The organism is Pelagibacterium sp. 26DY04, assembly GCF_031202305.1.
Taxonomy (GTDB): Bacteria; Pseudomonadota; Alphaproteobacteria; order Rhizobiales; family Devosiaceae; genus Pelagibacterium.
This window is the reverse complement of record NZ_CP101731.1, coordinates 1073945-1091455: the sequence shown is the minus strand read 5'-3', so window position 1 is coordinate 1091455 and position 17511 is coordinate 1073945. Positions and strand designations below refer to the sequence as shown.

At 63.7% G+C, this 17511-nt stretch carries 22 protein-coding genes; 7 read left to right on the top strand and 15 right to left on the bottom strand.

The features are described 5' to 3' along the window. The first annotated feature begins 203 nt into the window (after window positions 1-203). Window positions 204-1391, top strand: coding sequence for a hypothetical protein (locus NO932_RS05170; RefSeq protein ID WP_309210030.1), 1188 nt, complete (start codon window positions 204-206; stop codon window positions 1389-1391). Window positions 1392-1424: 33 nt separating this feature from the next. On the opposite strand, the gene csgH is transcribed toward NO932_RS05170, so the two are convergent. From csgH to NO932_RS05155, 3 genes are all read right to left on the bottom strand, one after another. After that, entirely contained in the window at window positions 1425-1838 is a 414-nt protein-coding gene (gene csgH, locus NO932_RS05165) for a curli-like amyloid fiber formation chaperone CsgH (RefSeq protein WP_309210029.1), read from the bottom strand. A gap of 65 nt (window positions 1839-1903) precedes the next feature. Beyond that, entirely contained in the window at window positions 1904-2341 is a 438-nt protein-coding gene (locus tag NO932_RS05160; RefSeq protein WP_309162171.1) for a curlin, read from the bottom strand. 208 nt (window positions 2342-2549) lie between these two features. Next, a complete protein-coding gene (locus NO932_RS05155) occupies window positions 2550-2999 on the bottom strand; it encodes a YcgN family cysteine cluster protein (protein WP_309210027.1) in 450 nt (149 codons plus the stop codon). A 183-nt stretch (window positions 3000-3182) separates the two neighbouring features. On the opposite strand from NO932_RS05155, the gene NO932_RS05150 reads away from it, so the two are divergent. From NO932_RS05150 to NO932_RS05140, 3 genes are read left to right on the top strand one after another with little or no spacing between them, the layout of a single operon-like run. Next, complete coding sequence (locus NO932_RS05150; protein ID WP_309210026.1) at window positions 3183-5339, top strand: PBP1A family penicillin-binding protein; 2157 nt, start codon at window positions 3183-3185, stop codon at window positions 5337-5339. Window positions 5340-5352: 13 nt separating this feature from the next. Continuing rightward, window positions 5353-5919: a DUF1214 domain-containing protein gene (locus NO932_RS05145; RefSeq protein ID WP_309210025.1), complete on the top strand. Its 567-nt coding sequence runs from the start codon at window positions 5353-5355 to the stop codon at window positions 5917-5919. Then, window positions 5916-6461 (top strand): hypothetical protein, encoded by a 546-nt coding sequence (locus NO932_RS05140; protein ID WP_309210024.1) that lies wholly within the window; start codon window positions 5916-5918, stop codon window positions 6459-6461. The genes NO932_RS05145 and NO932_RS05140 overlap by 4 nt, the downstream gene beginning before the upstream one ends. Window positions 6462-6674: 213 nt before the next feature. On the opposite strand, the gene NO932_RS05135 is transcribed toward NO932_RS05140, so the two are convergent. Together NO932_RS05135 and NO932_RS05130 are read right to left on the bottom strand one after the other, a co-directional pair. Next, window positions 6675-7484: a hypothetical protein gene (locus tag NO932_RS05135; RefSeq protein WP_309210023.1), complete on the bottom strand. Its 810-nt coding sequence runs from the start codon at window positions 7482-7484 to the stop codon at window positions 6675-6677. Window positions 7485-7489: 5 nt separating this feature from the next. Further along, on the bottom strand, window positions 7490-7657 hold the full coding sequence (locus tag NO932_RS05130; RefSeq protein ID WP_309210021.1) for a hypothetical protein: 168 nt from the start codon (window positions 7655-7657) through the stop codon (window positions 7490-7492). Between the two features lie 169 nt (window positions 7658-7826). Between NO932_RS05130 and NO932_RS05125 the strand changes: the two genes are divergently transcribed. Continuing rightward, entirely contained in the window at window positions 7827-8969 is a 1143-nt protein-coding gene (locus NO932_RS05125; RefSeq protein ID WP_309210020.1) for a DUF2336 domain-containing protein, read from the top strand. Between the two features lie 47 nt (window positions 8970-9016). Here the strand turns inward: NO932_RS05125 and NO932_RS05120 are convergent, their stop codons facing one another. Genes NO932_RS05120 through NO932_RS05110 form a run of 3 tightly spaced genes read right to left on the bottom strand, consistent with a single transcriptional unit; the run spans window position 9017 to window position 11845 of the window. Next, window positions 9017-9352 carry a DUF1491 family protein gene (locus tag NO932_RS05120; RefSeq protein WP_309210018.1) on the bottom strand — a complete coding sequence of 112 codons (336 nt, stop codon included), beginning with the start codon at window positions 9350-9352 and terminating at the stop codon, window positions 9017-9019. A 19-nt stretch (window positions 9353-9371) separates the two neighbouring features. Continuing rightward, window positions 9372-10370: a peptidoglycan-binding domain-containing protein gene (locus NO932_RS05115; RefSeq protein WP_309210017.1), complete on the bottom strand. Its 999-nt coding sequence runs from the start codon at window positions 10368-10370 to the stop codon at window positions 9372-9374. Continuing rightward, on the bottom strand, window positions 10367-11845 hold the full coding sequence (locus NO932_RS05110) for a PAS domain-containing sensor histidine kinase (RefSeq protein ID WP_309210016.1): 1479 nt from the start codon (window positions 11843-11845) through the stop codon (window positions 10367-10369). The genes NO932_RS05115 and NO932_RS05110 overlap by 4 nt, the downstream gene beginning before the upstream one ends. Window positions 11846-12165: 320 nt before the next feature. Here NO932_RS05110 and NO932_RS05105 point away from each other — a divergent pair, with 320 nt between their 5' ends. Next, complete coding sequence (locus NO932_RS05105; RefSeq protein WP_309210015.1) at window positions 12166-12468, top strand: hypothetical protein; 303 nt, start codon at window positions 12166-12168, stop codon at window positions 12466-12468. Window positions 12469-12513: 45 nt separating this feature from the next. After that, window positions 12514-12951: a SufE family protein gene (locus NO932_RS05100; protein WP_309210014.1), complete on the top strand. Its 438-nt coding sequence runs from the start codon at window positions 12514-12516 to the stop codon at window positions 12949-12951. 138 nt (window positions 12952-13089) lie between these two features. Here the strand turns inward: NO932_RS05100 and NO932_RS05095 are convergent, their stop codons facing one another. From NO932_RS05095 to NO932_RS05065, 7 genes are all read right to left on the bottom strand, one after another. Next, the gene (locus NO932_RS05095; protein WP_309210013.1) at window positions 13090-13572 is read right to left on the bottom strand and encodes a DUF6456 domain-containing protein; all 483 of its coding nucleotides are present in this window, start codon (window positions 13570-13572) and stop codon (window positions 13090-13092) included. Continuing rightward, window positions 13559-13957 (bottom strand): helix-turn-helix domain-containing protein, encoded by a 399-nt coding sequence (locus tag NO932_RS05090; protein ID WP_309162186.1) that lies wholly within the window; start codon window positions 13955-13957, stop codon window positions 13559-13561. The genes NO932_RS05095 and NO932_RS05090 overlap by 14 nt, the downstream gene beginning before the upstream one ends. Window positions 13958-14132: 175 nt before the next feature. After that, window positions 14133-14555: a MucR family transcriptional regulator gene (locus tag NO932_RS05085; protein WP_309162187.1), complete on the bottom strand. Its 423-nt coding sequence runs from the start codon at window positions 14553-14555 to the stop codon at window positions 14133-14135. Between the two features lie 139 nt (window positions 14556-14694). Next, window positions 14695-15045, bottom strand: a complete 351-nt coding sequence (gene mnhG, locus NO932_RS05080) for a monovalent cation/H(+) antiporter subunit G (protein WP_309162188.1) — start codon at window positions 15043-15045, stop codon at window positions 14695-14697. After that, window positions 15042-15368 (bottom strand): cation:proton antiporter, encoded by a 327-nt coding sequence (locus NO932_RS05075; RefSeq protein ID WP_309162190.1) that lies wholly within the window; start codon window positions 15366-15368, stop codon window positions 15042-15044. Before NO932_RS05075 ends, mnhG begins: the two co-directional genes overlap by 4 nt. Further along, on the bottom strand, window positions 15365-15844 hold the full coding sequence (locus NO932_RS05070; RefSeq protein WP_309162191.1) for a Na+/H+ antiporter subunit E: 480 nt from the start codon (window positions 15842-15844) through the stop codon (window positions 15365-15367). Before NO932_RS05070 ends, NO932_RS05075 begins: the two co-directional genes overlap by 4 nt. Continuing rightward, on the bottom strand, window positions 15841-17433 hold the full coding sequence (locus NO932_RS05065) for a proton-conducting transporter membrane subunit (protein ID WP_309210012.1): 1593 nt from the start codon (window positions 17431-17433) through the stop codon (window positions 15841-15843). The genes NO932_RS05070 and NO932_RS05065 overlap by 4 nt, the downstream gene beginning before the upstream one ends. Between the last annotated feature and the right edge of the window lie 78 nt (window positions 17434-17511).

Here is a 17511-nt window from a genome sequence, read left to right as displayed (position 1 = left end):
TTGAGCGCCATTGACAACAGATTGGCGCCTGGGCGCTGAACCGACACGGAAGGCGGCGTTTATCTGGCGTTAAGATTGCGGCGGAGGCCGTAACGGAGGCTTGAGGGAACTCTGGCCCTGCGTCGCTTGTTGTCCGTGTCGGGAACCGATTCACGCCTGGCCCTCACTTACCCATTAGCCCCGCGCGGCAAAAAGGATTTGCTATGGATGATACCGAAGCCACTGCCCCCAAACGCAACTCCCTGGTGCTGGTCCTCGGCGGATTGGCCGTGGTCGGCTGGCTGGCCTTCCTGGTGCTCTGGCTCACCTCTTCCACCAACAGCGGAAGCCTGCAGAACGCGGTCAACGCGCTGACCTCCGAACGCGATCAACTGGCCAGCGACCTCGCCGCCATGGAAGAATCCGGGGCGACGCTGGACGAACTGAGAACCGAGATTGCGACGCTGACCGAAGAACGGGATGCGCTTGCCAGCGAGCGCGATGCCATCGTGAGCGAGAGCGAAGACGCGCAACAGGCGCTCGAAACCGCCAACACCGAATTGCAAACCGCGACCGACGCGCTTGCCGAGAGGCAGGGCCGGATCGAGGAGTTGCAAGCCAATCTGGCGGAAGCCGAGCAATCGTTCTCGGAGGTTCAGGACCGGATCGCGCAAAGCACCGCCGAGCTTGCCGATGTGGGCAGCAGGTTGGAAACGGCGCGGGCCGAAGAGGCGCAATTGCGCCAGACGGCAGCCCAGCTCACCCAGGAAGCGGCGGACGCAACGAGCGCGGCTTCGGAAATCGAGGCGGAAGTTCAGGCGGCCCGCGAAGCCCAGGCCGCCGCCCAGAACCAGCTGGCCGAACTTCGCGCCAGCCAAGCCGAATTCGAGGAACAGCGCGAAAGCCTTGAAACGGAGGTCGCCGATCTCGAAGCCCAACGCGCGCAATTGCAATCCCAGATCGAAAGCGCCCAAGCCCAGCGCGACGAATTGCAGGCCCAGGCTTCTTCGCTGGCCGATACGCTATCGGATCGCGGCGAGGAGGTTGCGGCGCTCGAGGCACAGATCACCGAGCTTCAGGAGCAAGGCGATGCCGCGGCAAGGGCGGCTACCGAGGGATTGGCGCCGGGCCGATATGTCGCCCAGAGCGAGGGACCGCAGGTCCTGACGTTCCTCTTCGGGGAGGACGGATCGTTTGCAGCCTGGCCGAGCCTGGTTCTTGACGCATCGGCGTCCGACCCGGCGATGAGCGGCACCTATTCTGCCGGCGAGGCTTCGCTGGTGATCGAGGAGATCGATGGCAACAGCAGCATCGAGACGCCGATTTCCTGCGACTTCGCGCCGGGGAACGCGGGACTCGTGCTCGAGGGCGATTGCATTCTCAGCGGACTGACATTGCGTCAGCTTCAATAGACGAAAGGCTCCGGGACCATCCGGAGCCTTTTTTCATATCCACTGCCCATTGGGGCTGAGGCAATTGAATGTCTGGCCGTCGACTTCGACAGTCAGGGAGATGTCGTAGCTGGGCGCATTGCCGACGCTCACGCGTCCGAGCGAGATGGGGCCGGCCGTCTGCGCAGAAAAGCCACCGCCCTGATTGATATTGGTACTACCGGCACCGCCAACGGTTTTGACCGAAAAACGGTAGGTGCCGCTGACGGGCCCCTGGGCGTTGTAGATCGCTTCAAGGCTTGTTCCGCCGCCGGTTTCCGTTGCCACGACTTCGCAAGGTACGGGCCGAGTGGTTCCGGCGGCGCTGTCGGCGGAACCGGCATAGCTGGCGGTGCCGATGGCAGCGATTGCGACAAAGGCGGCGGCGGAGAGCATATAAATCCTGTTACGTGTGATGGTGCCGATCATGGGCTCCTCCTTTTCCCGCCGGCCGGGCCGAAGGCCCGATCCGGCTGCGGAGATTTCAGCTTAAATCAAGGGCAGACCTGAACAAAGGCCGCGACATTGCCCGAACCGTACTGATCGACATTGGCCGAGCAGCCATTGCCGACCTGAACGCCGGCGGCGACATTGCCATTGCCGTCCTGGGTCAGGATCGAGGTGTGGTTGGAGCCGAACTGGCCGACGCCGGCCTGGTTGTTGTTGCCATACTGCCAGGTTTCGGCGCTGTTCCGGCGGCCCTCCTGGCCGGTGGCGGCGGTGTTGCCGTGGCCGTACTGGTTGTTGGACGTGGAATTGCGCCAGCCGTTCTGGTGGATGCCGATCTTGTTGCCCCAGCCTGACTGATGGCCGCCGGCGGAGTGATTCCAGCCCCACTGATTGATGAAGATATCGTTGGCCGCGGCAGGTGCGGCGACAGCGCCGAAGCTGGCGGCGGCGAGGGTGGCTGCGATAACGAATTTCCTGATCATGTTCCGTCTCCTGGTTGACTGGCGGGTGTTGCTGCCGCCGGATGTCTCTTGCAGGATCAGGTTTAGAACCGGGCGTTGGAACCGGCCCTGAATCGAATGTTCAGAAAGCATTCATCGCGCACGACCGTGCATATCGGCGTCGAGACCGGCCAATGTGCGGATGATCGACACGTCTATATGGCGATCACCGACATGCTCGTGCGAAAGCCTATTCTTCGGGCTCCCAATCGACCCAATCGATGATGTGACTCTCCCAATCGTCGGTGCTGGCATCCTCTTCGGCAACCGTACGATTGCGTATGGAAATACCCGCTGCATGGACGGTGTTGGGATCGCCCGACACGAGCGGATGCCACCAGGCGAGCCCCCTGCCCTCGGCGATGCGGCGATAGGCGCAGCTTTTGGGAATCCAGGCGATCTGCTCGACCTTTTCAGGCGTGAGCTTGATGCAATCGGGAACCTTGGCCTGGCGGTTGGGATAATCGGAACAGGCGCAGGTCTCACCGTCGAGCAGCTTGCAGCGCACATTGGCGGCGTAGATCTGACCGGTGTCCTCATCCTCGAGCTTCAAAAGACAGCAGCGGCCGCAACCATCGCAGAGTGCTTCCCACTCTTCGGTGGTCATCGCTTCGAGCGGCTTTTCATCCCAGAAGGCCATGGGCGAAACCCACTCCACTTCATTTCATCCGGCCGCGCCTGACTAAGCGGGCCTTAACTCAATTGGAAGGCTTTACACAAAATTGTGGTGCCGATCCGCAACGATAGCCATACAATACAACCGCTCCGGGATCGAGCGCGCCCGGACGCGCGTTGACGAGCGAGCAAAACCGAAGGGCCCACGGTGCAAGACCCGTTTTACAGCAAACAGAAGCGCTCCAGGGGCAAGAACCGGCTGCTCGAGGCCGACGCCTGGCTCGACTCGTTCCTTTATGACGGCATGCGGTCCACAGGCCGGGTCTATACCAAGATCCAGGACTTCTTCTCGCTGTTCTCGGTTCGCGGCATAAGCCGGTTTCTGGTCGAAATTGCGTCGGATGCGCTCAGCTTCGGCGCAATGGGCGCCGTGCTGATGGTGGCGCTGGCGCTTTCGGCCATGGATGCGACCGCTTCGGGCGAATTCAACCGGGCCGAGGACTATTCGGTGATCTTCCTCGACCGCTACGGCAACGAGATCGGGCGTCGCGGCATCCGGGCCGACGATTCGGTGGCGCTGTCGGAAATCCCCGATTTTCTGATCCGGGCGACGCTGGCGACCGAGGACCGGCGGTTTTACGAGCATTTCGGGATCGACGTCTGGGGCACGGTCCGGGCCCTTCTCTCCAACGCCGAAGGCGATTCGAGCCTGCAGGGCGGCTCCTCGATCACCCAGCAACTGGCCAAGAACCTGTTCCTTTCCAACGAGCGCACCATCGAGCGCAAGATCAAGGAACTGTTCCTCTCCTTCTGGCTGGAAGCCAATTATTCCAAGGACGAAATCCTAAAGCTCTATCTCGACCGCGCCTATATGGGCGGCGGCAATTTCGGGGTGGTGGCGGCGGCCGAATATTACTTCGGCAAGCAGATCCAGGATATCGACCTTGCCGAAGCGGCCATGCTGGCGGGGCTCTACAAGGCGCCGACGCGCTTTGCCCCGCATGTGGACATCGCGGCGGCGCGCGGGCGGGCCAATGTGGTGCTCACCAACATGGTCAACGCCGGCTTCCTGACCGAAGGCCAGGTCACCGCCGCGCGCCGGCGCCCGGCCGAGCCGGTGGACCGGTCCGAAGAGGTCAATTCGCCCAACTATTTCCTCGACTGGGCTTTCCTCGAAACCAAGCGGATCGTCGGCGACAGCCCCGAACTGGGCTTTGTGGTGCGCACCACCATCGATCCGGACCTCCAGACCCATGCCGAGGACGCCATTATCTCGGTGCTGCGCGAACAGGGCGCGGCCTACAATGTGAGCCAGGGCGCCATGGTGGTGATGGAGCACAATGGGGCGGTGCGGGCCATGGTGGGCGGCACCGATTACGGCCAGAGCCAGTTCAACCGCGCCACCGCGCCCAACCGGCAGCCGGGATCGGCTTTCAAGCCTTTCGTTTACGCCACCGCGTTCGAGATGCTCGGGATGACGCCGCGCGATGCCATTTCGGACGCTCCGGTCTGTATCGGCAATTGGTGTCCGCAGAACTATGGCCGCTCCTATCGCGGCTCGACGACCATCCGCGCGGCGGTCGCCTCCTCGATCAACACCGTTCCGGTGCGGCTGTCGATCGAAACCGGCCGCCAGCCGATCGCCGACATGGCGCACCGGCTGGGCATTCGGAACGAATTTCCGGTGACCCGCTCGCTGGCCCTGGGCGTGGCCTCGGTGAGCGCGCTCGACATGGCATCCTCCTATGCGGTGTTCGCCAATGGCGGCTACAGGGCCACTGGGTTCGGCATCACGCGCATCACCACGCTGCGGGGCGAAGTGGTCTATGAAGCCAATCCCGACCAGGGCCGCGAGCGCGTGCTGGACGAGCAGGTGGTGCTGGCGATGAACGACGTGCTCAATGCCGTCAATTACGAGGGCACCGGCGGGCGGGCCGTGGTCGAAGGCGTGCCCAGCGCAGGCAAGACGGGCACGACCAGTTCATATCGCGACGCCTGGTATGTGGGATATACCGGCAATTATGTCGCTTCGGTCTGGTACGGAAACGACAATTACGAGGCAATGAACAACCTTACCGGCGGCACCTTGCCGGCGATGAGCTGGCAGAAATTCATGGCCTATGCGCACTCCAACATCGAGGTCAAACCGCTGTTCGGCGTGGACATGGAACCGCGGCCGCTGGTGATTGCCGATGCCGAGGGCGGCGAAGGGGAAGAGACCGCGCCCGAACGCGCACCGACCCTGGCACCGGCTGCCGCGATCAAGCTCCTTGATCTGTCCGAGAAAATGCGCGAGGCACTGGCCAATGGCGCCGGCGGCGCGCTCAACCAGGCCGCCCTGCCCTCGAATAACGAAAGTCTCTGACGTCTTGGGGTTGTTGTTCCGACTTCTGGTGGGCCTCGCTGTGGCGATTGCCGTGGGGTTCGGCGCGAGCTATTACGCGCTGACCGATGGCCGGCTGTTCGCGGCGGTGCGGGTGGGGCCGTGGGCCGCATGGCCGCAGGTGGGCCAGCCGCTGCCCGACCCTTATACGCGGGCCTATCTCGCCCGATCCGGCCATCTCCAGCTCGGCTATGCCGAGGGCATCCAGTTTGTCGCCCTGACCGACGACGCGGGCCAACCGCTCAACGCGAACTGCCATTACCGGGTGAGCGGGCGCGTACCGGGGGCGAGCTTCTGGACACTGGCGGCGACCGATCTCGCGGGGGCCAATATCGCGGCTTCGCCCGAGCTGACGGCGCTGCACAGTGAGCGGGTGGCCCGCAGCGGGGATGGCGCGCTGGTGGCCAGCATCAGCCCTGAACTGGCGCCGCAGAACTGGCTGGAAATCGAGCCCGGCGGGCCGTTTCAGCTTCAGTTGACGCTTTACGACGCCGTGGTGTTTTCGGGCGGCAACACGACGGTGGATGCCATGCCATCGATCGAGAGAGTCGGGTGTCCATGAGCCGGCTGTTTTTCTGGATCATCGGCGGATTGGTGCTGGGGGGCGTGATCCATCTGATCGTCATCCTCACCCTGCCCAATGCGGCCACGCACGACATCTGGAACCGGCTCGAGGAGGCCGCGCCGCTCGAAACGCTGGTGGTGCTCGACGATTTGGCGCCGGGGGAGCCCAATCCTCTCGGGCTCGACCCGGAACTGCTCTATGCGGTGTGCCGGCTCGACCTGGAGGATGGTCCGGGGATCGTCAACGGGCAATTGCCCCTCGCCTTCTGGTCAGTGGCGGTTTTCAACCGGCAGGGGCATGTCATCTATTCGACCACCAACCGGTCGGGATCGGGTGCGCTGCTGGACATGGGGCTGTTCAATCCGGCACAGACGCGGCTGCTGGCGGAACAGCGCTTCGAGATCGACGAAGGGCTGTTGATCGTGGAGGCCGGTGGAAACGACGCCGCCGTGGTGGTGCGGCTGGCCCCGCCGCATCCAGCCATGCGCGAGCGCTATCGCGAGGCGCTGGCGGCGTTGGATTGCGGGACGATCCGGTAGGGACGCACTTCTGCTGAGTCCTTGGGAAACCTCGCGGGTCTCCGGGTCGCGCCCGAAGACGACGAGGTGGGGAGGGTACGGCAAGAGTCGAAGGCGGTGCGCATACCTTGCCCCGGGTCAAGCCCGGGGTGACACGGTGGGGGGGGAAGCGCTGTGGCTGGGTTTCGGAAGCGAGCGCGGCGGAATGATGGGTGGGGTGGTAGGCGGTATTGGTTATTTGCGGACGAGTGCGGCGGGTTGGGGCAGTTGGTAGCGGGAAGGGAGGCCCGTGTCCTTGAAGACCATTCCTCCGCTACCGGTGAGGCAAAAATCGCCGACGCGGGCGCGGGTGACGTAGGGTTCCATGCGCGCGAGCTGGGCATCGACGATGCGGGCTTCCTCGTGCGGGGTTTCGACCAGGAGGCGTTCGAGCGCGGTCGAATAGGATGCGTAGCGATAGGCCAGAGCGCGGGTGAACCAGGCGATCTTTTGCTGGTTCTCCCATCGGCGCGCCTCGACCTCGGCGGGCGCATCGGGAGCGGCGAGGGATACGTTCGCGACCGCGATGGCGCGCTGGCGATCGACCTCGAGCACCCGGCAGATGGCAGCGAAGGTTCCGGGGATCGTGGCGATATCGATTTCGATATCGTTGGCGACCCTGCTGTAGCGCACGCGGGAGGATTGGAAATCCGTGCCGCGCAGATAGGCGTAGTACCGATCGACGACGAATTGCGTATCGAGATTGGCGCCCAGCCGGGTGCGCTGGATTTCGACGGCGCTGTCGTAGAACCAGTCATGGGTGTGAGGCGCGATGAGGAAACGCCAGACGCGATCGTGCATCTCGCGTTCCTGGTCGGTGAGGTTGAAATCGGAAACCGGCTCGCCCCGGTACGCAGCGGCCCTCTGGCCGATGGCCGGCAGGATCTCGTCATGAAGCACGCCGGGCTGGGCGCGGCCGAAATCGCCCGTGGGACGCGTGGTGCAGGCGGCAAGCAAAACAAGCGCCGTGGCGGCCAGAGCGCCGCGAATCAACCAGTGTTTCAACGCCCTCAGCCCTTGCGTGTCCGCTTCAATCTACGGGTCGGCTTGGGTGTGGTGGCGGCGGCGCCGCGCTCATAGCGCACGCCGGTGAACAAGATGACCTCCGCGGGCCCGCACGCCGGCGCTACCGACAGCGGACGCGGGACCTTGGGGCTGAAGTGTAACAGCGTACCCATCGATGGCCTCGTTTTTCCGTTCGTCCCCGGTCGAGCCCCCAAGCGACCCTATGCCGTTCCGGGCGATCCGAACAGGGCCCATTAAGACTTCGTCAAGGTTAACAGTCCGCTAACGAATCTGGATCAATGTGGGACACATGACTGTGGACCGGGGGAACGAGTCGACCAAATGATCGGCTTTCAGCCATATGAGACCTTCCAGTTGCTGATCGAGACGGGTGGAACCGAGCGGGCCAACACCCTTTTGATCGCGGCGTGCGACGCCTATGCCCGGCGGGCCAAGCCGCTGGCGGCCGAAGCCGAGCAGTTCGAGGCGCTGGCCAAGCGGCTGTTTCCCACGGCGACGCCCGAGGCGCGGACCAAAGCGGCGGGCATTCTCGCCAGCGCGCAAAATCTCACCCCGTCGCTGGAAATCCTCGTTTACGAAAACCTCGGCACCGGGCTGATCACGCATCTGGAAAGCGCGCCCACGCTCTCGGACGACCTGCTGTTCCGGCTGATCGAAAAGGGCAATATCGACGTGATCGCCGCCATCGCGCGGCGGCCGCGCCTCTCCGGCGCCGTTCTGGCGCGCCTGTTTCCGATCAACAGCCGCAAGGTTTATCGCGCGCTGGCGGGCAACACCGCGATCGCGCCGCGCGGGGCGTATCTGACGGCGCTCACCCGTTCGGCGGAGATGGACCACGAAGTCGCCGCCATCCTGGCCGGGCGGGACGATTTCGATGCGGCGCTTTTGACGGGTGTGTTCTTCGACCTGCCCGAAGAGGGGCGAATCAACGTGCTCAAGGCCTATGGCAGGCGCAACCTGCCGCACGTGCCCATGATGCGCACATTCGAGCAGATATCGGTGGCGACCGAGGAGTTCACCGGCGCGCTGATGAAGCTGTTTTCGGATAACCGGCGGCCCAAGATCACCCGGCTGCTGCACCAGATCACCGGGCTCGATGAGCTGCGCTGCGCCGAAATCGCCCACGACACCAGCGGGGCGGCGCTGTTCGTGGTGCTGCGGGCGTTCGGGTGCACGTCCTATGACGGGCTCAAGGTGCTGATCCACGCGACCAGCCATGACGAGCACCGATCCAAGACGCTTGCCGGGTTTGCGAGGCTGTTCGAGGACGTATCGGTGTCCGCGATGGTCTATGTGATGAGCGTGTGGCGCGGGGACGCCAAGGCCGGCGAACTCAGCAAGCCCGAATACGGCCGTGTCACCGAGCCGAGCCGGCGGACGCCTGCCGCCCAGCGCGGCGGAGGCGTGGGCGAACGGGCGCTGGAAGCGCTGGACAGGCTGAAATCGAGCCGCAAGGCGGGCTAACGGCCATCGGGGCTGTGCCGGGCCGGCGCGTTACCGGATCAAAGATCCTAGACCACATCCACCCCGATATCCTCGCCGCGCAGGTCGAGCGAGAGCACCCAGAGGTCTTGGTCGAACTCTATTTCACGGGAAATGCGGTCCTTGACCGTGAGGGAATCGGTGCGGCTGAAGCGCTTCTGAAAAACGCGATCGGCGGGCGGGGAATCGAGCAGCGCGCCGGGCGCGGGGGTGAAGAGCGAGACGGTGCCATCGAGGTGATCGACCTCGATCCAAACCTGTCCGGCGATGGCGTCGCCGCGCCGGGAGACGACACAGAAATTGCCCTGGTCGTTGTGGCGCCGCACGAAGGCGGCGCACCAGATGTCTGACCGCAATTGCTGCATGGTCCCTCACCTACCCGGATTAGAGGTAGGCGCCCGCTTCGACCAGCATCTGGCGGAGCATGGGAGAAACCTCCCCGGTGGGCCGGTAATTATTGAAGATCTGGAACTGGCGGATGGCGCGGGCCGTGGCCTCGTCGGCGACGCCGTTGACCGGAGCCTGCAGGAAACCAAGGCGGCTGAGGCCGCGCTGGATGTCGCTGACCAGATCACGATCGAGCGCCGGAGGAACGTCCGGATCGCCGGTTTCGGCGGGGGCCGGTGCCGGGGCGGGGACATCGGGCGAGATATCGGCGACCGTCTGGCGCTCCTGGGTCGGCTGGGCGGCGGGCTCGGCGGGCGCTGAGGCCGCTTCTTCCTGCATCCGGGCAACGAGCGGTGCGATCTCATCGGTCGTGGGTTCGGCGGCCACCGAGGGCGAGGGCGCCGGGGCCGGCGCCTCGGAAGTCTGGAGCGGCGCGTTGCGCACGGCTTCGATGACCTGCGGGGTGGCGGCGCCGGTGCGCGGGAGATTGAAGCGCGCTTCGAAGGCGCGGATGGCATCGGCGGTGTTGGGGCCGTAATAGCCATCGACCGTGCCGTTGAACAAGCCGAGCGCCTGTAGTTTTTCCTGCAGTTCGGCAATGTCCTGATTGCCGATGGCCGGAGCTTGGGCCTGGGCGGCGGGTTCGGGCTCCGCCGAGGCTTCGGGCTGTGGCTGAGGCGCGGGTTCTGCTGGAGTGCGCTCGGCGGTCGGTTCGGGCGCGGGGCGCTGGGGAATGGATTCGGGCTCGACCACGACGGGGCGGATCGGGGCCGAATTTGCGGCGCCGGAGACAAAGAGCGGCGCGGGGTGGCGCTCCTCCTGCAGGAACACGGCATTGGTGGCGGCCATTAGCGTCAGGCCGGACACCAGGATGAGCCCCGTGGCAGCGACCGGCGAACGCAGGAACTGGTTTGCGCTCCAGACAGCGGCGCGGCTTGCCAGCCCCGCCGCGCTGGCGCCGACTGCCAAGGGAATCTGGGCAAGAGCTGACGTCATTGTGCTACGCTTCTTCTTTCGTCTTCGAGCCATTTTTCTTCGTCGCTGTCACGCCTGGTCTTGTAGAGGTGCTCGATGGTCGCCGTGCGCATGGCGCGCGAGGGACCATCGATGGGCAGCAGCACGCTGACCGTGGTGCCCACGCCCGGTTCGGAGACCACTTCCAGCCGCCCTTCATGCAGGGACACCAGGCCCTTCACGATCGAGAGGCCCAGCCCGGTCCCCTCATAGCGCCGCGACAGGGTGTCCTGGGCCTGGAGGAACGGTTCGCCGATGCGCTCGACCGTCTCACGATGCATGCCTATGCCCGAATCGGTGACCGAAATGTTGAGCATCCGGCCCTGGCGCTTGAGAGAAAGGGAGACACTGGCGCCATCGTGGCTGAATTTGACGGCGTTGGACAGCAGGTTGATGAGAATCTGACGGCAGGCGCGCTCGTCGCCCACGATCTGGGGCAGCCGCTCGGGGATGGCGGTTTCGATGGTGATCGCCCGATCCCGGCCAAGCTTTTCCACCATCTGCAGACAGGGTTCGATCAGGTCATGGGGGGCGAAGAGTTCGGCCTGGACCTCGAACTTGCCCGCTTCGATCTTGGACATATCGAGCAGCATGTTGACCACGTCGAGCAGGTGATGCCCGCTGCGGCTGATATGGCCGGCGTATTCGGCATGGGTGGGCGAAAGCGTGCCGCCAATGCCTTCGGACATCATGTCGGAAAAGCCGACGATGGCATTGAGCGGGGTGCGCAACTCGTGCCCGATGGTGGCGAGGAACCGCGACTTGGCTTGCGAGGCATCCTCGGCCTGCTTGCGGGCGGTTTCGAGCTGGCGCTCGGCATCCTTGCGGGCGCTGATATCACGCAGGACGCCCAGCACTTCGCAAGGCGCGGACGCCTCGGGGGCGACGAGCAGTGGGGCGAGCGAAAGTTCGATCCAGAGATAGCGCGCGCTAGCGCCCGGCTCGGCGGTATCGCGGCGCAGGCGCAGCTCGATCGTTGCCGGCGCGGCACCGTTGGCGGCATCGGAAATAGCCTTGCGATAGGCCGGCCGATCCATGACGTGGACGCGCTCGAAAAGGCCGGAGCCATCGAGTTCGAAGCGGCGGCAACCGAGCAATTTGCCCGCTGAGGCGGAAACGAAAGCGGGTACGCCCTCCGCATCGTAGCGGATCACCGCGCCGAACATGGTTTCGGCCAAGGCGGCGAGGCTTTGCGTCTGGTTGCGCGGCGGGGTCGCGAACATGCCAAAGCGGATGGCGACGAGCGCGGCAATGGCAAGGGTGGTAGCGATGGCACAAATGAGCGGAACCAGGCCGGCGCCGAGCAACAGGCCGATGGACAAGGGAGCGGCCAGAGCAAGCGCGGCGGCCAGGACAAGTGTGATGCGTTTGCGGCGTGCGTCGCCCGCACCATCGGCCGGACGTCCCGATAGCGCCCACTGGCTCGCGACACTCAAAACTGCAAACGGATTACGCATGAACGCTCTACTCTTGGGGCCACGATACGCTGTGACCAGGCTTTGGGGAGATGTTCCCCGCCGCTTGCGCCACACTTCCACCCAAGCCCTAAAACACCCTTAAGTCCCAAGGCGTTTGGCAGCAGGGAGCGGGGAATCAGGCAATGCGCGAGGGCGATTTCTGGGGGTAGCGTAAACAGAGTGTTGCTTAACGCGACCGTGCCCGAACCGGCGGCATTTGCTTAAAATTTTAGCCAAGTTTTCCAATAATGCTTCACATCGCAGCGCTAGGCTGTTTCCCTAAGCTGTCCTGAACAAAAGGACGACCAAGGGTATTCGGCATGTTCCTGATCCGCTCAGCTTTCTGGCTTTCCGCCGCCTTCATCGTCATGGCGCCGACCGTGGGGATGGACGTGGGCGAAGCCGCGCGCTCGACGGGCGAGCAGCTCGTGAGCCAGGGCGCCCAGACCGCCAGCCAAGTGCTGCTGCCCGAAAGCTGCGACACGCTCGAATGCACCGTGGGAAGGTCGGTGCTGACGCGGGTTGCCGCTGCGCCGGCGCCTGTAGAGATCGTCGAGACGCCGGCACCGCAATCTTCCGGCACAGCGGCGTTCCCCCCGCCCCGCCCCGAGTGGGCGTATTAGCCCCTGCCCCTTTCATTGCCGCGCCGCAGGGTCTAAAGAGCGGGCATGAACAAGACGACGCCTGCCTTTGATGAGATCGCCGAGAACCTCTCTTTCCTCGATGACTGGGAGGACCGGTATCGCTACATCATCGAGCTCGGCCAGGGATTGGCTCCGCTGACCGATGAAGAGCGGTCGGCCGACAACAAGGTGCATGGGTGTGCATCGCAGGTTTGGCTGGTGACTGAAAGCGCGCCGGGCGATGCCGGCACGATCCTCACCTTCCGTGGCGATTCCGACGCGATGATCGTCAAAGGGCTGATCGCCATCGTGCTGGCGCTCTATTCGGGCCGCACCGCCGCCGATATCGCGGCGACCGATGCCATGCCGGTCCTCGATTCGATCGGGCTGCGCGAGCATCTTTCCACGCAGCGCTCCAACGGGCTGGCGGCAATGGTGGCGCGGTTGCGCGCCGATGCGCAGGCGACGGCGCAGGCCAGCTAGGGCGTTTGCCGAGACATTCCGGGGCGCCTTGCATGAGTTCGGGGAGACACTTCCGCTGAGGGTGCGGACGCCTTGCGGGTCTCCGGGTAAAGCCCGAAGACGACGAGGGGTGGGGGGATAGCCGGATCGCGTTCGGGTCTAGCCGAACTCGTTGGGGCGGGCGCCCTCGGCGAGCCAGGAGCGGCTGCGGGTGGTGGCAACGCCGGTGGCGATCGGGGTGAGGCCGAAGTGCCGGGCGGCCGCTTCCAGGGCGATGCGCAGCACGAGCTTGGCGCTGCGACGCGGCCAGCCGCGCTCGGTCTCAACCTCCTGCAGCCCTTTTTCAAAGCCGCAGATGTCGATGACAAGATCGGCGCAATCAGGCGGAAGGGCACGATAGAGACCGGCCAACTGCCGGCGGGCGTCGACGGCCATATCGCCGATGTCGTTGGCATGGCCGCCACCGCTACCCACGCGCGGCCCGTAATGCACGGTGGTGCGCGGGCGCAATCGGCTTCTTTCGAACAACGTCTGCACGCGACGGGCCGCCTCGAGATGATGCGAGTCGAGATAGGCCGGTTCACTTCCCCTGCCCCGTCCTAAGAGAGCCAGGGCGGCGTTTTCCTGGTCACGCATGGGCATGGTGCACCTCGCTTGCCTGGCGGACACCCGCACCGCACATCCGAGTGATCTCGGCTTCAAGGGCCAGGATGCGGGCATCGGCGGGGCTGCCTTCGTCGCGGCCATCCTCGACCTGCTTGCAGGCGTGGGCGACTGTGGTGCGGTCGCGGCCGAAGAACTGGCCCACCTGGGTCAGCGTCAGCCCCAGGAGCGTGTGACACAGATACATGGCCAATTGTCGGGCGCTGGCCGTGTGCAGGCGCATGCGCGAACGGGCGAAGAAATCGCAATAGCGAACGCCGGTCGCGGAGGCCACCGTCAGCACCACCAGCCGGCAATCGCGCCGCAGTGCTGGTGAAAGCAGCTCCCGATGATGCCGTGCGGCGTTGGAAATCCAGATTGTCATAGGACCACCCTCTCATATATAGGATATAATTCCTATAACGGAGAGTGCGGACGCGGGGATAAGTTGCGGCCGACTATTTTACGTCAGTTCTGCCGGGCGGGGACAACAAGGCGCTGGGTAAAAGAAAAGGGCCGCGGATGCGGCCCCTGAAAAACAACAGTCTGCGGAGAACCGATCAGCCGGCCTTGCGGCCCAGCCCGTTGTCCTTGGCAAGCTTGGAGCGGGTCGCCGAATAGGACGGCGCAACCATCGGATAATCGGCCGGCAGGCCCCACTTCTCGCGGTATTCTTCGGGCGAGAGATTGTAGTGGGTGCGCAGGTGCCGCTTGAGCGACTTGAACTTCTTACCGTCTTCCAGGCAGACGATGTAATCGGGGGTCACCGATTTGCGGACCGGAACAGCGGGCTTTTTTTCTTCGGCCGGCGCCGCGACTTCTTCGGTGCCCAGCGCCTTAAGGGCGGCATGGACATCCGCGATCAGGCGCGGAAGATCAGTCGGGCTAATGGCATTATGGCTTACATAAGCCGCAACGATATCTGTACTGTATTCGACAAGGTCAAGCTCGACCTTGTTCTCGGCGGGGGCCAGAGCGGTCATCGCAAATCCCTTCTTGCGTATGAGGGCTAATTAATCGGTCTCCGGACAATTCCCGGATGATCCATTCTGGATCACTTACTGTTGTTCTTTACCGTTTGCAAGCATTGGCGCACAACTTGGCAAAATTTAGGGTAAAACATCATTTACTTGGCAATTCGCCACTTTTTTCCAGTTCATCCACAGAGAAACCGGCCGAAGGCCGATAACCGGCAATATAGGCGGCCCGTGCAAGCAGGTGCGCCGAGATGGGCGCGGTGAGCATGAAGAACACGATGCCCAGCAGCGCGCGCAGGATCACAGCTCCATCGAAACTGACCAGGGCGATGGCCAGCAAGGCCAGGCCCGAGCCGACCGCCCCGGCCTTGGACGCCGAGTGCATCCGCGTATAGAGATCGGGCAGCCGCACGATGCCGAAAGCCGCGAGAAAGCTGAAGATCGCGCCGACGATGAGCATGATTCCGGCAAGATAATAAAGGCCCTCGACGATCATTTCCGCGCCTCCTCGAGATGGTCTTCACGCGACATCTTATCGATCTCCCAACGCTGCAGGACGAAGCGGGCAAACGCGACGGTGGAGAGAAAGCCCACCAACCCCAGGGCAATGGCGATATCGAGATAAAGGGTGAATCCCGTGCGCAAGGCGATGACCACGATATAGCCGATCGCCACAGCGATGAGCATGTCGAGGGCCAGAATACGGTCGGGAAGACTGGGACCGACGATGATGCGGTAAATTGTCACAAGTAATGCGAGACTGAGAATCCCCAGAGATATCGTTGTCGCCAGATGCAGGAACTCAGGACCTGAGATCATTGGAATACCTCGATGATCCGGGCCTCAAACCCGTTCTTGATTGACGCGATGACCTCATCGCGGTCGTGCATTTCCAGGACGTGGATGTAGAGCACGCTGCGGTCCTCCGAGACGTCGACGCTAAGCGTGCCCGGCGTGAGCGTGATGAGGTTGGCGAGCAGCGTGATTTCGACGTCCCTGGTCACGGTGAGAGGATAGGCAATGATCGATGGGGCAAGGCGCTTGTGCATGTTGGGGGAGATCACGAGGATCGCCACCCTCCAGGCCGCCAGCGCCAGTTCGGCGATAAACAGCAGGGCCAGCGAGAGAATGCGGCCGAACCGGCTGGCCAGGTGCGGCCGACCAATGCGATCACGGATGAAAAGCGCGGCTATGGCGCCCACAAAGGCGCCCAGCAGCAGATTGAGAACCGTGAAGCCTCCCGTGACGGCGGCCCAGACGATCGAAAGCGTGACGACGAGAAAAACGAAGGTCATGGCTGCGGCACCTCGGCGAATACAGCTTCGACATAGCGTTCGGGCGCAAGCATATCACGCGCCGCGATGCCCGAGGCGCTGAACAGCCAGTTGGGGAAAAGGCCCAGCACCACGATGACCGCCATGAGCGCCATGGTGGGCACAAGGCCAAAGACGGATTCTTCCCGCTCGAGGGGGTGCAGATCGGGATTGGGCTGTTCGGAACGCTCGCCCTCCTGGCCATTGCGCCAGAAGATGTGAGCCCAAAGCCGGCTGGCCGCGATCAGCGTCAGGAAGGAATTGGCGAGCAGGGCGAAAACCAGCCACCAATTGTCGGCGCGCGCTCCACCTTCCACCAGAAGTATCTTGGGCCAGAGCCCGAGGAAGGGCGGCATGCCCGAAATGATGAACACCATCGCAATGAACAGGATCGAGACCGGCGCGCTGGCGGCGTAGATGCCGCCCATCTTGCGGATATCGGTGGTGCCGGTCATCTGCTCGATCAGGCCGGCGAGGAGATAGAACGCGGTGATGGCCAGCATCGAGTGGACGGCGTAAAAGACCGCGCCGCCGATGCCGTGCATGGTGCCCAGCGCGAAGCCGGCAAAGATGGCACCGATGCCGCCAATGACCAGGAAGCCGATGGCGCGGCGCAGATTGACCTGCGCGAGGGCGCCCAACGGGCCCAGGATGAGCGTGGCGAAGGCGACAACGGCGATCAGCCATTGGAAATTGGCGTGCCCGTCAGGCATGACCATGACGAGAATGCGGATGGCGGCATAGGCGCCGACCTTGGTGAGCAGACCACCAAAGATCGCCGACACCGAGACCGCCGGCGTATGATAGGAGGCGGGGAGCCAGGCATTGGCGGGAAAGGCGGCGGCCTTGACGCCGAAAGCAAAGAGGAACAGCAGCGCAACAGCGGTCAACGGACCGATGGGGATATCGGCGGCCTTGGCGACCAGATCGGCAAAGTTCAGCGTGCCGGTCAGGCCATAGAGATAGGCGATTGCGATCAGGAAAAAGGTGGTCGCGAGGAAGTTGAGGAAGCCGTATTTGATGGCGCCATCGAGTTGAAGCCGGCGTCCGCCCAGGATCAGCATGCCGAAGGACGCAATCAACATCACCTCGAACCAGACATAGAGGTTGAAGATGTCGCCGGTCAAAAACGAGCCGCTGACGCCGCAGAGCAGCAAGAGCAGCATGGGATAAAACCCGAAGCGGTGACCGCGCTCGGTCAATTCGGTCTGAGCGTAGAAGGCAACGATCAGTGCGGCGAAGGACGCGGTGAGCGCGAAGACGGCACTGGTCATATCGGCGGCAAAGGTGATGCCGAAGGGCGGCAGCCATTTGCCCATGGTCATGGCCACCGGACCTGTCTCGAAGATCCGGACCAGGAGATAGAGATTGGAGACCATGATCGCCAGGATCACCGCCACGGCGAAAGGGAGCTGAATGCCGCGCTGGCCGCGCAGCATGACCAGGAACCCCGCGCCGAACAGGGCCAAGGCAACGGGCCAGACCACCACCCAATCGGCGGCCGAGGTTGCCGCCTCGATCATGGCGGGCGGGAGTTCGAGGGAATCGTATGAGGTACCGGCTGTCGCCATCTATCCAACCTGCCTAGCGCCGTTCAGAATTTGATTGCATCAAATCCTTGGGCCTAATCCTTTGTTTTGTCGCGTTTC

Coding starts and splice junctions, on each gene's coding strand:
- NO932_RS05170 (WP_309210030.1), top strand. CDS start 204: ATGGATGATACCGAAGCCACTGCCCCCAAACGCAACTCCCTGGTGCTG.
- csgH (WP_309210029.1), bottom strand. CDS start 1,838: ATGATCGGCACCATCACACGTAACAGGATTTATATGCTCTCCGCCGCC.
- NO932_RS05160 (WP_309162171.1), bottom strand. CDS start 2,341: ATGATCAGGAAATTCGTTATCGCAGCCACCCTCGCCGCCGCCAGCTTC.
- NO932_RS05155 (WP_309210027.1), bottom strand. CDS start 2,999: ATGGCCTTCTGGGATGAAAAGCCGCTCGAAGCGATGACCACCGAAGAG.
- NO932_RS05140 (WP_309210024.1), top strand. CDS start 5,916: ATGAGCCGGCTGTTTTTCTGGATCATCGGCGGATTGGTGCTGGGGGGC.
- NO932_RS05130 (WP_309210021.1), bottom strand. CDS start 7,657: ATGGGTACGCTGTTACACTTCAGCCCCAAGGTCCCGCGTCCGCTGTCG.
- NO932_RS05125 (WP_309210020.1), top strand. CDS start 7,827: ATGATCGGCTTTCAGCCATATGAGACCTTCCAGTTGCTGATCGAGACG.
- NO932_RS05120 (WP_309210018.1), bottom strand. CDS start 9,352: ATGCAGCAATTGCGGTCAGACATCTGGTGCGCCGCCTTCGTGCGGCGC.
- NO932_RS05115 (WP_309210017.1), bottom strand. CDS start 10,370: ATGACGTCAGCTCTTGCCCAGATTCCCTTGGCAGTCGGCGCCAGCGCG.
- NO932_RS05110 (WP_309210016.1), bottom strand. CDS start 11,845: ATGCGTAATCCGTTTGCAGTTTTGAGTGTCGCGAGCCAGTGGGCGCTA.
- NO932_RS05105 (WP_309210015.1), top strand. CDS start 12,166: ATGTTCCTGATCCGCTCAGCTTTCTGGCTTTCCGCCGCCTTCATCGTC.
- NO932_RS05100 (WP_309210014.1), top strand. CDS start 12,514: ATGAACAAGACGACGCCTGCCTTTGATGAGATCGCCGAGAACCTCTCT.
- NO932_RS05095 (WP_309210013.1), bottom strand. CDS start 13,572: ATGCCCATGCGTGACCAGGAAAACGCCGCCCTGGCTCTCTTAGGACGG.
- NO932_RS05090 (WP_309162186.1), bottom strand. CDS start 13,957: ATGACAATCTGGATTTCCAACGCCGCACGGCATCATCGGGAGCTGCTT.
- NO932_RS05085 (WP_309162187.1), bottom strand. CDS start 14,555: ATGACCGCTCTGGCCCCCGCCGAGAACAAGGTCGAGCTTGACCTTGTC.
- mnhG (WP_309162188.1), bottom strand. CDS start 15,045: ATGATCGTCGAGGGCCTTTATTATCTTGCCGGAATCATGCTCATCGTC.
- NO932_RS05075 (WP_309162190.1), bottom strand. CDS start 15,368: ATGATCTCAGGTCCTGAGTTCCTGCATCTGGCGACAACGATATCTCTG.
- NO932_RS05070 (WP_309162191.1), bottom strand. CDS start 15,844: ATGACCTTCGTTTTTCTCGTCGTCACGCTTTCGATCGTCTGGGCCGCC.
- NO932_RS05065 (WP_309210012.1), bottom strand. CDS start 17,433: ATGGCGACAGCCGGTACCTCATACGATTCCCTCGAACTCCCGCCCGCC.